Origin of the sequence: Streptomyces sp. NPDC001339, assembly GCF_042895955.1 — a bacterium.
In the GTDB taxonomy this organism is placed as follows: Bacteria; Actinomycetota; Actinomycetes; order Streptomycetales; family Streptomycetaceae; genus Streptomyces.
This window is the reverse complement of record NZ_JBIAWT010000016.1, coordinates 90,666-105,415: the sequence shown is the minus strand read 5'-3', so window position 1 is coordinate 105,415 and position 14,750 is coordinate 90,666. Positions and strand designations below refer to the sequence as shown.

Below are 14,750 nucleotides of genomic sequence, written 5' to 3'. Positions count from 1 at the left end.
AGCGAACGCCCTGAGCGGCGTTCAGACGGCGCCGGAAGCCCTCGACGGGAAGATTCCCCGGCCCGGCGCCGCCGGCGCCCCACAGCCACCGTCAAGCCCCGCACAGGCCCCTCGCAGGCCCCGCGACGGCGGGTGCCTCTCCACTCCCGGGAAGAGGCACCCGCCCGGGAGCCGCCGAGCGCACTCCCGGGTGCCGCCGCACTCCCAGGTACCTCAGGAGCCGCTGCGCTCTCAGGTGTCGATGCGCGACCGGTCCAGGGTGGACGCGGAGTTGGTGATGAACTCCCTGCGGGGGGCGACCTCATTGCCCATGAGGAGATCGAAGGCCTTCTCCGCCGCTTCGAGATCGCTGATGTTGATACGGCGCAGAGTGCGGTGCCGCGGGTCCATCGTCGTCTCGGCGAGCTGGTCGGCGTCCATCTCACCCAGGCCCTTGTAGCGCTGGATGCTGTCCTTGTAGCGGATGTTCTTGGCCTCGAGCCCGAGCAGCGTCTGGCGCAGTTCGTTGTCCGAGTAGGTGTAGAGGTACTTCTCCTGGCCCCGCTTGGGGTTGATGAGTTCGACGCGGTGCAGCGGCGGGACCGCCGAGAAGACCCGGCCCTGCTCGACCATCGGCCGCATATAGCGCTGGAAGAGGGTCAGCAGCAGGATGCGGATGTGGGCACCGTCGACATCCGCGTCGGCCAGGAAGATGACCTTGCCGTAACGGGCGGCGTCGATGTCGAAGGTACGGCCCGAACCGGCCCCTATGACCTGGATGATGGCGCCGCACTCGGCGTTCTTGAGCATGTCCGAGACCGACGCCTTCTGGACGTTCAGGATCTTGCCGCGGATCGGCAGCAGCGCCTGGAACTCCGAATTCCGCGCCAGCTTCGCGGTACCCAGCGCCGAGTCGCCCTCGACGATGAAGAGCTCGCTGCGGTCGACGTCATCGCTGCGGCAGTCCGCCAGCTTGGCCGGCAGCGAGGACGACTCCAGCGCCGTCTTCCGCCGCTGGGCCTCCTTGTGCTGACGGGCCGCGATACGGGTACGGGCCGCGGCGACGACCTTCTCCAGGACGGCGCGCGCCTGCTGCTTGGCGTCCCGCTTCGTGGAGGTCAGGAAGGCCTTCAGTTCCCGGCTGACCACCTGGGCGACGATCCGGGAGGCGGCGGAGGTACCGAGCACCTCCTTGGTCTGCCCCTCGAACTGCGGCTCGGCGAGCCGCACGGTCACCACGGCGGTGAGGCCCTCCATGGCATCGTCCTTGACGATGTCGTCCTCGGCGACCCGCAGCAGCTTGGCCGACCTCAGGACCTCGTTGACGGTCTTGGTGATCGAGCGCTCGAAACCGGAGACATGGGTGCCGCCCTTGGGGGTGGCGATGATGTTGACGAACGACTTGACCGTGGAGTCGTAGCCGGTGCCCCAGCGCAGCGCGACGTCCACGCCCAGCTCACGCGTGACCTCGGTCGGGGTCATATGGCCACGGTCGTCGAGAACCGGCACGGTCTCCTTGAACGTGCCCTGGCCGGTCAGCCGCAGCACATCGCAGACGGCCTTGTCCTGTGCCAGGTACTCGCAGAACTCGCTGATCCCGCCGTCGTAGTGGAAGACCTCTTCGGTCTTGCCGGCGCCGTCGATCCCCCGCTCGTCACGGACCACCAGGGTCAGGCCCGGTACGAGGAAGGCCGTCTGGCGGGCGCGGGCGTACAGCGTCTCCAGGGAGAGCCTGGCGTCCTTCAGGAAGATCTGCCGGTCGGCCCAGAACCGCGTCCGGGTTCCGGTCTTCGTCTTGGGGATCCGCTTGCCCTTGGTCAGACCGCCGCCCGGCTTGAACGGGGCGTCGGGGCCCGCCTTCGTGAAGCTGCCCGGCACACCACGGCGGAAGCTGATCGCATGCGTCTTGCTGCTGCGGTCCACCTCGACGTCGACCCGCGCGGAGAGGGCGTTGACGACGGAGGCGCCGACGCCGTGCAGACCGCCGGACGCGGCGTACGAGCCGCCGCCGAACTTTCCGCCCGCGTGCAGCTTGGTCATCACGACCTCGACGCCGCTGAGGCCGGTCTTGGGCTCCACGTCCACCGGGATGCCGCGGCCGTTGTCCTGCACCTCCACCGACCCGTCGTCGTGGAGGATCACCTCGATATGGTCGCAGTAGCCGCCCAGCGCCTCGTCGACGGAGTTGTCGATGATCTCCCACAGACAGTGCATCAGGCCACGGCTGTCCGTCGAGCCGATGTACATTCCGGGACGCTTGCGGACGGCCTCCAGGCCCTCGAGGACGAGCAGATGCCGCGCGGTGTAGTTGGAACCGTCCCGGTCTGCCCCGGTCAGCACGGCGGTGGACGGCACGGACATCTCGGCGGTCACGCGGTTCGCTCCTCGCTGAATTTCTGGCAGTCCGCATTCCGCGGACTCGGTTGTGGCGGTGTCGCCGGTGAGAGGGTACCGAGGCCTAGTAGAGCCGATGTGACGCCACCCGTACGCATGCTCATGGTAGTAGCATTTCGCTCGCACGTTCGATACCTCGTTGGAGTGACGTCCTCGTGACGTGCACATCACGTTCCCTTCGAGGCATGAACCATTTAGGCTCCGGGCACGTCCTCATCAACAACCGGCAAGCCAGCCGGGGGGACGGACCACCCACCAACGTGCATCAGACCACCACGCAATACGGCTCATTCGCCGCCACCCGGCAGCACCCGGCCCCTCGGAGAAATTTTTTCGAGGAAAAGGCACGAGCGGGAACGTTTTCGGCCTGGTTGGATGTTGACCCTGGTACGACAGCTCGTCGAGCTAGAGAAGAGGCGACGTGACTACTGTTCTGACACCCGCGAGCCCGCTGACGGCCGCTGACCGCTGCGACCGCTGCGGCGCCCAGGCATACCTGCGCGTCGTCCTGATGTCCGGCGGAGAACTGCTCTTCTGCGCCCACCACGGTCGCAAGTTCGAGCCAGAACTCAAGAAGATCGCCGCGGAAATACAGGACGAGACGGAGCGGCTGACCGCCTCTCCCTCGGCGTCCGCACCCGATGAGGAACGCTGACACTCCGCATCCCGACGAGCGAACAGCGGCCCAGCGCCGTGCGGCGGGCGGTCACCCGGCACCACCGGGGAGGCCGCCCGCACTCCTACGCCGATGCGCGCCGCCATGGGCCCGTGCCGCCACTGGCTCGTGCCCCCTTGATGAAAGTGCGCCGTCCGGCGCTCCGCGCCCGCTCAGCGCTCCCCAGCCGCTCCCCTTGTCCGGTTGAGCCGTCCCCGCGTCCGGATCAGCCGGCCCCATGCGCGGAGACCGCCGGCAGCAGGGCCGAGGCCCGCGTATAGACCCCCGGACTGCCCGCCTGGCCACAGCCGGTCCCCCAGGACACCAGCCCCACCAGACGCCCCCGTACGACCAGTGGCCCCCCGCTGTCCCCCTGGCAGGCGTCCCGGCCGCCCTCCGGTTCTCCGGCACACAGCATCGACCGGGACCGGTACGTGCCGTCCGCACTGCCCGGATAGGCCCGGGTGCACACGGTGTCGCGCAGTACGACGATGTGCGCCGCCCGCAGGCGCGTCGCGTAGCTCCCCTCTCCGGTGGTGTCCCCCCAGCCGTAGACCGTGGCCCGGTTGCCCGGGCGATAGGCGGGGTCCTGTCGCCCCGCTATGGTGATGGGCCGGTTCGGGACGGGCTTGGGCAGCGTGAGGACGGCCATATCGCCCTCGTTCGTCCAGCTGTCATAGCGCGGGTTCACCCATACCTTCGCGGGCTTGAGCTCCTGGCCGCCGGCACCGGTGAGGTTGTCGCGTCCTATCACCACCCGCAGATCCCGCACCCGCTGCCAGGGAACGCCCAGTACCTCCTTGCTCAGACAGTGCGCCGCCGTCACAACCGTCGCGTGCCCGACCAGCACACCGCCGCAGAACTGTCCGGAGCGCTGGGACCCGAAGCGCTCGTGGGAGGCCAGTGCGACCGCCCAGGGGCTCTGCGACAGCGTGGTGGCCCTTCCTCCGATCACCGACTCGTCCGCGGCCGCCGGCGCCGGCAGGACGAGGGCCAGCATGAGGGCTCCGAAGGCGGCGCGTACGGTCGGGCGCATACGGACTCCTGACTCTGAGAGAACGTTCGCCAACCCAGCGTGAGCCAAACGGCCTTGCCGCGCACCCGGACGAGGACGCCCCCGGCCCCTGCACACAGCGCGAGCCCGGTCCCTCCACAGGGGAGGAACCGGGCTCGTGGCACGGTCCGGCCAGGACGGCCGGGCTTGGACTAGTCGAGGTAGTCGCGGAGCACCTGAGAACGGGACGGGTGACGCAGCTTCGACATCGTCTTCGACTCGATCTGGCGGATCCGCTCACGGGTGACGCCGTAGACCTTGCCGATCTCGTCCAGCGTCTTGGGCTGGCCGTCGGTGAGGCCGAAGCGCATGGAGACCACGCCCGCCTCACGCTCGGAGAGGGTGTCGAGCACGGAGTGCAGCTGCTCCTGCAGGAGCGTGAAGCTGACCGCGTCGGCCGGGACGACCGCCTCGGAGTCCTCGATGAGGTCACCGAACTCGCTGTCGCCGTCCTCGCCCAGCGGGGTGTGCAGCGAGATCGGCTCACGGCCGTACTTCTGGACCTCGATGACCTTTTCGGGGGTCATGTCGAGTTCCTTGGCCAGCTCCTCCGGGGTGGGCTCGCGGCCCAGGTCCTGGAGCATCTGACGCTGGACGCGGGCCAGCTTGTTGATGACCTCGACCATGTGGACGGGGATACGGATCGTACGGGCCTGGTCGGCCATGGCGCGGGTGATGGCCTGGCGGATCCACCACGTCGCGTAGGTCGAGAACTTGTAGCCCTTGGTGTAGTCGAACTTCTCGACCGCACGGATCAGACCGAGGTTGCCCTCCTGGATCAGGTCCAGGAAGAGCATGCCGCGGCCGGTGTACCGCTTGGCCAGGGAGACGACCAGCCGGAGGTTGGCCTCCAGAAGGTGGTTCTTCGCCCGCCGGCCGTCCTCGGCGATGATCTCCAGCTCGCGCTTGAGCTTCGGCGCGATCTTGTCGGAGTTCGCCAGCTTGTCCTCGGCGAACAGGCCTGCCTCGATGCGCTTGGCGAGCTCCACCTCCTGCTCGGCGTTGAGGAGCGGGACCTTGCCGATCTGCTTGAGGTAGTCCTTGACCGGGTCGGCCGTGGCGCCGGCCGCGGCGACCTGCTGCGCGGGGGCGTCGTCCTCGTCCTCGTCGGACAGGACGAAACCGGCGTTCTCCGCGCCCTCGGGAGCCTCCGGGTCGCCCTTGCCGGGCACCGGGGTCTCCTCGGTCACGTCGTCGTCGAGCAGCTCGTCGACGTCCTTCTTGCCGGTGGCCTTCTTGGCCGTGACCTTCTTGGCCGTGGTCTTCTTCGCAACCGCCTTCTTGGCGGTCGTCTTCTTCGCCGCTGCCTTCTTCGCAGGCGCGGACTCGGACTCACCGGCCGACGGGTCCGCCACGGAGGCGGTGGCCGCGGCGGCGGTGGTCTTCTTGACCGTGGCGGTCTTGGCCGCGACGGTCTTGGTGGCGGTGCGCTTCGCCGGACTCTTCGCTGCGACGCTCTTGCGGGTGCGCTTGGGCGCCTCTGCGGCACTGACCATCAGCGTCACACCCTCCTCGTCGAGGATCTGGTTGAGGCTGCGCAGAACGTTCTTCCACTGGGTTGGCGGAATCTGGTCAGCCTCGAAGGCCCGACGCACGTCATCGCCGGCGATCTGCCCATCTGCCTTTCCCCGCTCGATGAGCGCCATCACAGACTCGGACTCGGCGATCTCCGGCGGGAGCGTACGGGATGTGCTGGCCGACACGAACAACCTCTCGGAACGATGGAAACGGCTTCCGACCCCGTCCTGTGTGGATCGGAGCCGACGACCGCCGGTGGGGATGGACCGACGGCGCGGGGGCAACCGGGGAGTTGAACAGCGCCTCACACGCCGCTCGTATTCCCTCCTCGGCTATCACCTCTTAAGTCATCGCGCTTCCCGGAACAGCGTTACGCCCAATCTGCGTGGCCCGAGTCACACCCCATAACCACCCATTCCCAGTCATATGACATGCAACCCTCCCGGGGCCTGCCGCCGGATCCGGTCGACACTCCGGATCCGGCGATCATGCGCCTCCGCCGCGTACGGCGTGCCCCGCCCGCGGGGGACACGGGGCACGGGGGCCGCGCGGCGCCTACGGTCCGTACGCGGTCGAGTACGGGCCTTCAGTGCTCGCGGGGCGCGGGGACGACGTGGTCCACGGGCGTCCCGGAGCCCTGGCCGGCGGACTCGAGGTGGGCCGCGAGGAGCTGACGCATCGCGGATTCGGCCGCCGCGGCGTCCCCGCCGCCGATGGCGTCGACCACCCTCATGTGCTGGCCCACGGACGTCTCGACCGGCCGTTCGCAGCCGCCGGACCCTCCGGAGACGTGCAGGGCGGCGGAGACGATGCCCGAGAGGTGCTCGAGCATGCGGTTGCCGGCGAGCTGCAGCAGCAGCGAGTGGAACTCGGCGTCGGCCCGCGTGAAGGTCATGGTGTCGCCCTGGGCCGCGGAGTGGCCCATGATCTCGACCATGTCGGCGAGCCGCTGCTGGATGTCCTCGCGGCCGTGGCCGGCGGCGAGCCGGGCCGCCAGCGGCTCGATCGTCCAGCGCAGCTCACACAGCTCGCGGCGCTGGTCGTCACGCTGCGGACCGTAGGCCCGCCATTCGATGATGTCGGGGTCGAGGAGGTTCCAGTCGCTGACCGGGCGCACCCGGGTGCCCACGTTGGGGCGCGCGCTGACGAGGCCCTTGGCCTCGAGAACGCGCAGCGACTCACGGACGACGGTGCGGGAGACCTCGAAGCGCTGGCCGATCTCCTCGGGGACGAGCGGACGGTCGGCGCCGAGATCGCCGGAAACGATCATCTGGCCGAGCTGCTGGACGAGTTGGCCGTGCAGGCCACGGCCGCGGCTGCCGGCCGCGCGGCGGCCGACCCGGCCGATGTCTGCCTCGGAGCCTTCCCAGACCTGTGGGACGCGCTCGGCCCGGTCCGGACTGGCTGTGCTGTTCGCGTTCGCAGCGTTGGCAGCGTTGGCGTAGGGGTAGCGGTCAAGCTCGCCCGGGCCTGCGAGGCCGGTGTCGCCGGGGCGAGCCGCGGTCATCATGGTGTGCGCAAGGGTACTCACGCATCCTTTGTCGGCGGCACTCCGAACGCCCTTGAGGTCTTTGGTGAAAAGCACACGAAAGGGTGATCGCCCCCCATCTCCGAATTGACGCTTTATCGGAAAGAAATGCGCTCTCCATGGCGAGTTGCGGACAACGGCCAGCACAACACAGCGACAAAACAGGCTTCTTACTCGGTCAGAACCCGCAGCCGTATAGCACAACGGATGGGTTTCCGCAGACCAGGACCGGTGGGCGACAACCTCGGGACAGAGCAGGCGAATTGACCTTTGGGCCGCCGCACGACCGAACGGTCACGGTCGAATCGAGAGAGGCACTTGACGACCGCGGAACGGACAGGGAACGACCGCAGGACGAGAAAGCGGATGACCACGGGGAAGACGGCCCACACCCGGCTCGGGAACCTCGTGGAACACAGGCGCCAACTCTGTTGTTCCCGTGCCGAGTACGGCGCATGGCGCCACCCACGCACCACCCCGGTCAAGGAACGTCCCTTTCCCGAAGGGGAGTTACAAGAGCGAAGAGGGGAAGCGAAAAGGGGAGTGGAGAGGGAGGGAACGACGCGGGCGCGTCATCACCGGCGGCGCTCAGACCTCCGGGCGCAGCATCGGCGGGTTGAGCAGCGTCGCCCCGCCGGCTCTGAACAGCTGGGCCGGGCGGCCGCCCTGGCGGGTCGTGGTGCCGCCCGTGGGGACCAGGAACCCGGGGGTGCCGGTCACCTTGCGGTGGAAGTTACGGGGGTCCAGGGCGACGCCCCAGACCGCCTCGTAGACCCGCCGCAGCTCGCCGACGGTGAACTCCGGCGGGCAGAAGGCCGTGGCGAGCGAGGAGTACTCGATCTTTGAGCGGGCGCGCTCCACCCCGTCACCGAGGATCCGTGCGTGGTCGAAGGCGAGCGGCGCCCCCAGCTCGCCCTCGCGGACCCGGGTGTCGCCCTGCCCCAGCAGGGTCTCCACCGGCGCCCAGCGTGCGCTGTGCGCGTCCCCGCCCGGTGTGGGAGCCGGCAGGTCGGGGGCGAGGACCAGGTGCGCGACGCTGACGACGCGCATCCGGGGGTCACGCTTGGGGTCGCCGTACGTCGCGAGCTGTTCCAGGTGGGCACCGTACGCGGGCGACGGGCCCGTCGGGGACTGGGCGTGCAGCCCGGTCTCCTCGGCGAGCTCCCGGGCGGCGGCGGCCTCCAGGTCCTCATCGGCCCGGACGAATCCGCCGGGCAGCGCCCAGCGGCCCTGGAACGGCGGCTCACCACGGCGCACGGCCAGCGCGCACAGGGCGTGGCGGCGCACGGTGAGCACGACCAGGTCGACGGTGACAGCGAAGGGCGGGAAGGCCGACGGGTCGTAGGGAGGCATGCCGTGATCATAGTCGTCCGCCTGACGATAAACAGGCCACTCGGCACCTCACGAGCCCAGCTGCAGACCTTCCGCCGCGGCCTCCACCATGCCCATGCCGAGCCTGCTGATCCGTACGGCGAACGGCTGCTCCGCGATGCTCAGGCCGGTGAGCTGTATCGCGCCGAGCGGGGCGGTGCCGAGCGGCCGCACGGAGACCGTCCCGGCCGGGACGTCGGGGCGCAGACCGGCGAGCGCGATCAGTAGGTGCACCGCACCGGCCGCCGCCACGGCGGCCGGACGGCAGGCGGCCGGATGCGGGACCGGGGCGCCGTCGGCGGTGCGCTGCTCCCCCGCGTACATCTCCGGAAGCCGATACCCGAAGCCCTCCGCCGCGTCGAGGACACCCCTAGTCAGGTTTCCGGCCGCCCGCTCGTGACCGGCGGCGGCCAGGCCGGCGGCGGCGACCGCCGTCTCGTGGACACGAACCGCGCCACCCCGGTGGCCGAACGGGTTGTAGCCGCTCTCCTTGGCGCCGAGCCCCCGCAGGCCCCACCCGGAGTCCATCGCCGGGCCGCCGAGCAGCCTGGCCAGCTGGTCCGTCCGGGCCGCGTCCAGCAGCCCGGGAGCGAGGGCACCACCGCCGAGCAGCCCGGTGTCCAGGAGGTGGGCGGCGGTGGAGCCGAGGTGCGGTACGGGCCGTCCGCCGGCCGTGAGCAGGGCAGCGGGCCGGCCGCCCGCGCGGTCCTCGGCCCAGAAGTCCGAGCGGAACCGGGCCCGGAGCTCCGCCGCCCAGTCCCGGAGCGCCGCCCCGTCGGACAGTCCGTAGGTATCGAGGAGGTCGGCGCCCAGCAGGGCGGCCCGGTGGGCATGGGCCTGGGTTTCGCAGCGGTACGGCCCGCCGGGCGCGGGGTCCGGGACATAGCCGCCGCGTCCGCCGCCCGCGGGGTCGGCGGCGGTCTGCAGCCACCTCAGGCAGCGCTCCGCCGCGGGCATCAGCCGCTCGGTCTCCTGCTCGGGCAGGCCCCAGCGACGCGCCTCGGCGAGCACTACGGGGAAGAGCAGGGTCGCCTCGACACCGGTACAGCTGGGCGGGGCGTGCGGTCCCGCGTCCCGGAGCGCCCCGGGAATTCGACCGAAATCCGCCCCTGGTGCGGCGCATTGGCTGCGGGCGAGCGCACGGAGCGTGCCCGCAGCGAGCCGGGTGCCGAGCGGCAGCAGCATGCGGGCGGTCCACAGTGCCTCGGCCGGTGCCGGACCGCAGCGCCAGGGGAAGCCGCCCGCGACGTACACATCCGCGGGAGCGGCCGGATCTCGCAGCACCAGGCCGTACAGATCGTCGAGACTGCCGGCCATGAGGGCGTCGGCCCGGCGGTCGTCACACTCCAGGCGGGCGGACGTCCAGGGCCGGGGCGGCCGGTCGGCGCGGGCCCGCGGCGCGAACACTCCGCCGCGCTGGCCGGGGATGCGGGTCCCCCCGGAGTAGTGATGGCCGCCCGAGGGGCAGCCGCCCGGCCCGCCGGGGGTGTGCTCCAGACCGACACGCAGTTCGATGGTGCGCCGGCCACCGGGCGGCAGGTCCAGTTCCCAGCGCAACAGCCCCGCCGAGGCCAGGGCGTCCTCGGGTGCGGGCGTCGCGGACACCGTCGCGTGCACCCCCGGCCCGGACCAGCGGAGCCCGGAACCATGCACCGCGGCCCGCAGTTCGGGCCCCGGGAGGCCGACCGCGACGGCTCCCAGTTCCGCGAGGTCCGTCCCCAGCCGGATCTCGACCGGCAGCCGGACGGGCCGGACGGCGCTGCTGTGGAAGGTGATCCGTTCCGTGCCGTCGGCGCACCGCAGGCGTTCCAGACAGATCTCGGGGTCCGGCCCGCGCTCGCCGGTTCTGCGGACCGTACCGATGAACCGGGCGCGGTCCGCGCCGGTCAACCGCCCTTGGACGACGAGCGGTTCACCACCCGCCACCCGCAGTTCGCAGTGGGACAGAACTCTTCGGCCGTCGCGGTAGAAGCCGTCCAGGCCTTGGCCGGTCAGCTGCCCCGAGGCGGACGACACGGCGAGGGCCGGGAGGGCGACACAGACCAATGAATCGTGGACGGGCTGCGGCTGTGCGGCCCGGGCCGGCGCCGCGCGCCGCTCCGCGGGCGGCCGGCCGACCGGTTGGGCGGTGGGGAGGATGCCTGGCACGCTCTGCGCTCCCTGGTGAGGTCGGGGATCCGTACGGACTACGCCACTCAGGTGAACGCGCGGGCCGGCGCCCAGGTCACGCCGGCCGCTCCGGGCGGGCGCGATCACCGCCGGCTCCGGTCGTCGCCCCGGCCGGTCCGGCGCCGACCGCGTCGGTCGGTGGTCCGTACGCCCGGTCCGGTGCCGCCCCGTGGTCCGCGCGGACGGGCGGCGGCTCCGGGACGCGCCGGGGCCGGACGCCTCGTGGACCGCGGGGCGTCCTGGGCGACGGGCGCGGGTTCGGCAGGCGCTACGGATGCGCCGGCGGTGCCGACCGCTTCCCGGTGCTGCTCGCGCAGACAGCGGCGCAACGGCTCGGGATCGAGGCCCTCGTTGATGGCGCGGTGCATCAGCTGGGCGAAGATGTAGTCGGGGTCGATGGCCAAGGCGCAGCCGAGAGCGACACGGGCGGAGGGCCCGTCCCCGGTGGACCAGCAGACCCACCCGGCGAGGGTGAGCGGTGCCACCGCGTGGTCGGCGTAGCTGCCGGCGCACCGGCGGGCGAGGGCCCGCCAGAGCCGGAGAGCGGGTGCGGCGGCGGGGCCGTCCATCCACTGCGCGGCGCGGTCACGGGTGACCCGGTCCTGGAGGCCGAGGATCAGGCCGGCGGCCTCGGCGTCGGTGATCAGCGCGTCGTCGCATGCGTCCCGGGCCCGGTTGCTGCCCGCGGGGGTGTCCCGCCGGAATCGGTGGATCATGGTGGAGGCCCGGTCGAGGGTCTCCTCACGGACCGCCACCGCGCTCGCCCCGCGAAGCATCCGCGGGAGGAGCCTGGCGGCCGCCGCGTCCAGCGCCTTCTCCTGATCGGCGGCGCGCGGTCCGGTGCGGGGCTTGAGCCTGGCTTCCATCTCCTTGAGCGAACCGCGGACCTGCATCCCCGCGTACGCGGCGGCCGCGGCCATCACCGATGTGCCCGGCGCGACCATCGGTGTGCCCTCCGCCGGGCAGCAGCGGAAGTCGGGGCAACAGTACGACCAGAAACGGCCGTTGGAGAGGCAGAGGGCCTCCAGGACGGGGACGTCGAGCGCGCCGCAGGCAATACGCAGCCTCTGGGCAAGGGGGCGGAGCCGGTCCTTGACGTCCTTGCCGCTCTCGCCCGCCGCGGGTTCCTGGCACAGGTAGACGACGATCGCCGAGGGCCGGGCGGCGCCCTCCTGACCGGTCGAGATCAGGCATGCGGCGAGTTCGTCCGCGATGTCCGGCCACTGCCCGGTGTCGGTCGGGATGCCGAGCCGGACCCGGCCGCCGAAGCGTCCGCGCTCGCCGTGCAGGGCGACCATCACGATCGAGTCGTCCGGGTAGAAGCCCATCAGGTACGGGAGGGCGTCGGCGAGCTCGGCCGGGCTGCGCAGGGTGACCTGGGCTCCGGCGGGCGGGGTGTTCGGGTCGGCCGGTCCGCCGGGGCGGACGGTGCGTGCCGAGTCCGGGGAGTCCGGGGAGTCCGAGGCTGTGGGAGCAGAAGGAACGGTCGGGGAAGCCGGGGAGTTCGGAGAGGCCGGGGAAGTCCGGAAGGGCGAGGGGTCGGGGGCGCTCGGGGCCGGGGTGGTCGGCGGTGGAGGCGTGGGCCCGGGCGTCGGGGGCGTCGCCACGGGGTCGGTGTCGGTGCTGTGCTTGCGCGGTTCGCTGTGCGGATTCATGGCTCGAAGATCCCGCGACCGGCCGTTGCACCGCGACCCCTGTGGATAACTCGCGGGTGACGAAGTTATCCACAACTCCGGTCGGGGATCGGCGCGTTGTCAGTGGCATCGGGTTGCATGGAGGTATGAGCAACGAAGATCCGCGTGCCGCGGCAGTGGCGGCCGACCGAGGCGGCGCAGGCCGCGGCTGCGCCGGCCGCCGGCGATCACCGCCGTCAGCCTGCCGCGGCGAGGACCAACGGAAGGACCTGCCCGCTCCCTGCCTGGCGGAGCAGGCGGGCAGCGACTGCGAGGGACCAGCCGGAGTCGGTGTAGTCGTCCACGAGCAGGACAGGGCCCGGGGAGCCCTTCAGGGCGCCGGCCAGCTCCTCCGACACGGTGAAGGCTCCGGACAGGGTCCTGAGGCGTTGGGCGGAGTTGCTGCGACGCGTCGCGTGCGCACCGCTCGGCCCGGTGTATGCCAGGGTGCCCAGAAAGGGGAGGCGGCCGATGGCGGCGATTCCCCGTGCCAGGGAACCGACCAGCTGCGGGCGCACCAGGGACGGCACGGCGACGATTCCCACCGGCCGGGCAGCGGCATCCGGGAGATTCGATGCCCAGCCGCCCGGAGAGCGGGCCCAATCGGCGAGGACGTCCACCGCGGCCCGCAGGACATCGTCGGGTACCGGCCCGTCGGACGCGTTCTCCGCCAGCAGCGGGCGCAGACGGTTGCCCCAGCCGATGTCCGAGAGCCGCCCCAGCGCCCGCCCGGTGGAGCACTGCTCCTCGGCCGGGATACGCCCCTTGAGGTCGATGCCCAGGGCGGGCATCCCCGTCGGCCACATCCGGCGCGGCTCAACCTCCACGCCCGGGCGGTCCAGTTCCTTCGCCGCCCCCGTCAGCGTCTCCGCCGAAACAGCGGGATCGGCCCAGGCTCCCGCGCAGTTGTCGCACCGGCCGCACGGGGCCGCCCCCTCGTCGTCCAACTGCCGCCGCAGGAACTCCATCCGGCACCGGTCCGTGCTCGTGTACTCGCGCATCGCCTGCTGCTCGGCAGCCCGCTGCCGCGCCACCCAGGCATAGCGCTCGGCGTCGTACTTCCAGTCGGCCCCCGTCGCCGTCCAGCCGCCCTTCACGCGCTTGACCGCGCCGTCGACATCCAGCACCTTCAGCATGGTCTCCAGCCGGCTGCGCCGAAGGTCCACCGTCGCCTCCAGGGCCGGCACGGACAGCGGCCGTCCCGCACCGGCGAGGGCCGAGAGGGTCTGCCGAACCTGCGCCTCCGGCGGGAAGGCGGTATCGGCGAAGTAGCGCCAGATGGCCTCGTCCTCCTTGCCGGGCAGCAGAAGCACATCGGCGTGGGCCACCCCGCGACCGGCGCGGCCGACCTGCTGGTAATACGCGATCGGGGAGGACGGCGAGCCGAGATGGAGCACGAATCCCAGGTCCGGCTTGTCGAAGCCCATGCCGAGTGCCGACGTCGCGACCAGTGCTTTGACCCTGTTGCCCAGAAGGTCCGCCTCGGCCTGCAGCCGGTCGGCGTTCTCCGTGCGCCCCGTGTAGGACCCCACCCGGAAGCCTCGCTGCCGCAGGAAGGCGGCGGCCTCCTCGGCCGCCGCCACCGTCAGCGTGTAGATGATCCCGGAGCCCGGCAGCTCGTCCAGGTGCTCGGCGAGCCAGGCCAGGCGGTGTGCGGCGTCCGGCAGCCGGACCACGCCCAGCCGCAGGCTCTCCCTCTCCAGCGGGCCGCGCAGCACGAGGGCCTCGCCGGCGCCGGTGCCCAACTGCTCGGCCACGTCCGCGGTGACCCGCGCGTTGGCGGTCGCGGTGGTGGCGAGCACCGGGACGCCGGGGGCGAGCTCGGCGAGCAACGTCCGCAGCCGCCGGTAGTCCGGCCGGAAGTCGTGTCCCCAGTCGGAGATGCAGTGCGCCTCGTCGACCACCAGCAGACCGGTCGTGGCCGCGAGCCGGGGCAGCACCTGATCACGGAAATCCACGGAATTCAGGCGTTCCGGACTGACGAGGAGGACATCGGTCTCGCCGTGCTCGACCTCCTCGTAGATGGAGTCCCACTCCTCGGGGTTGGCCGAGTTGATGGTGCGCGCCCGGATGCCGGCCCGCTCTGCCGCCTCGACCTGGTTGCGCATCAGCGCCAGCAGCGGCGAGACGATCACCGTCGGACCGGAGCCGCGCCGGCGGAGCAGAGCGGTGGCGACGAAGTACACCGCCGACTTGCCCCAGCCCGTGCGCTGCACCACCAGGGCACGGCGGCGCTCCTCCACCAGAGCCGCCACCGCCTGCCACTGGTCCTCCCGCAGCCGTGCCGAGCCTCCCGGGTCACCGACGAGCTCGGAGAGGATGGCGTCGGCTTCGGTGCGGAGCTCCAGATCGTCCATGCCCCCATGCAACCCGATGGCAGGGACAATGAGCCACTTCACCCAGCGTGAC

Annotated in this window: 9 protein-coding genes; 1 reads left to right on the top strand and 8 read right to left on the bottom strand. The window is 71.5% G+C overall.

Going from position 1 to position 14,750, the window contains the following annotated elements:
• Nucleotides 1–231 precede the first annotated feature (231 nt).
• A complete protein-coding gene (locus ACFY12_RS32735) occupies nucleotides 232–2,352 on the bottom strand; it encodes a type IIA DNA topoisomerase subunit B (RefSeq protein ID WP_390719597.1) in 2,121 nt (706 codons plus the stop codon).
• A 442-nt stretch (nucleotides 2,353–2,794) separates the two neighbouring features.
• On the opposite strand from ACFY12_RS32735, the gene ACFY12_RS32730 reads away from it, so the two are divergent.
• Nucleotides 2,795–3,028, top strand: coding sequence for a hypothetical protein (locus ACFY12_RS32730; RefSeq protein WP_390719596.1), 234 nt, complete (start codon nucleotides 2,795–2,797; stop codon nucleotides 3,026–3,028).
• A 226-nt stretch (nucleotides 3,029–3,254) separates the two neighbouring features.
• Here the strand turns inward: ACFY12_RS32730 and ACFY12_RS32725 are convergent, their stop codons facing one another.
• From ACFY12_RS32725 to ACFY12_RS32695, 7 genes are all read right to left on the bottom strand, one after another.
• Nucleotides 3,255–4,064, bottom strand: coding sequence for a serine protease (locus ACFY12_RS32725; RefSeq protein ID WP_390719595.1), 810 nt, complete (start codon nucleotides 4,062–4,064; stop codon nucleotides 3,255–3,257).
• A gap of 170 nt (nucleotides 4,065–4,234) precedes the next feature.
• Entirely contained in the window at nucleotides 4,235–5,791 is a 1,557-nt protein-coding gene (locus ACFY12_RS32720) for an RNA polymerase sigma factor (protein ID WP_390719594.1), read from the bottom strand.
• A gap of 395 nt (nucleotides 5,792–6,186) precedes the next feature.
• Entirely contained in the window at nucleotides 6,187–7,185 is a 999-nt protein-coding gene (locus tag ACFY12_RS32715) for a FadR/GntR family transcriptional regulator (protein WP_390719593.1), read from the bottom strand.
• 531 nt (nucleotides 7,186–7,716) lie between these two features.
• Nucleotides 7,717–8,481: an NUDIX domain-containing protein gene (locus tag ACFY12_RS32710; protein ID WP_390719592.1), complete on the bottom strand. Its 765-nt coding sequence runs from the start codon at nucleotides 8,479–8,481 to the stop codon at nucleotides 7,717–7,719.
• 48 nt (nucleotides 8,482–8,529) lie between these two features.
• On the bottom strand, nucleotides 8,530–10,647 hold the full coding sequence (locus ACFY12_RS32705) for a glycogen debranching N-terminal domain-containing protein (RefSeq protein ID WP_390719591.1): 2,118 nt from the start codon (nucleotides 10,645–10,647) through the stop codon (nucleotides 8,530–8,532).
• A gap of 104 nt (nucleotides 10,648–10,751) precedes the next feature.
• Complete coding sequence (locus ACFY12_RS32700) at nucleotides 10,752–12,323, bottom strand: DUF4192 family protein (RefSeq protein WP_390719590.1); 1,572 nt, start codon at nucleotides 12,321–12,323, stop codon at nucleotides 10,752–10,754.
• Between the two features lie 215 nt (nucleotides 12,324–12,538).
• Nucleotides 12,539–14,698: a RecQ family ATP-dependent DNA helicase gene (locus ACFY12_RS32695; RefSeq protein ID WP_390719589.1), complete on the bottom strand. Its 2,160-nt coding sequence runs from the start codon at nucleotides 14,696–14,698 to the stop codon at nucleotides 12,539–12,541.
• Nucleotides 14,699–14,750: the final 52 nt, after the last annotated feature.

Bases quoted from the DNA above. Each gene is read 5' to 3' on its own strand.
- ACFY12_RS32725 (WP_390719595.1), bottom strand. From the start codon at position 4,064: ATGCGCCCGACCGTACGCGCCGCCTTCGGAGCCCTCATGCTGGCCCTC.
- ACFY12_RS32710 (WP_390719592.1), bottom strand. From the start codon at position 8,481: ATGCCTCCCTACGACCCGTCGGCCTTCCCGCCCTTCGCTGTCACCGTC.
- ACFY12_RS32700 (WP_390719590.1), bottom strand. From the start codon at position 12,323: ATGAATCCGCACAGCGAACCGCGCAAGCACAGCACCGACACCGACCCC.
- ACFY12_RS32695 (WP_390719589.1), bottom strand. From the start codon at position 14,698: ATGGACGATCTGGAGCTCCGCACCGAAGCCGACGCCATCCTCTCCGAG.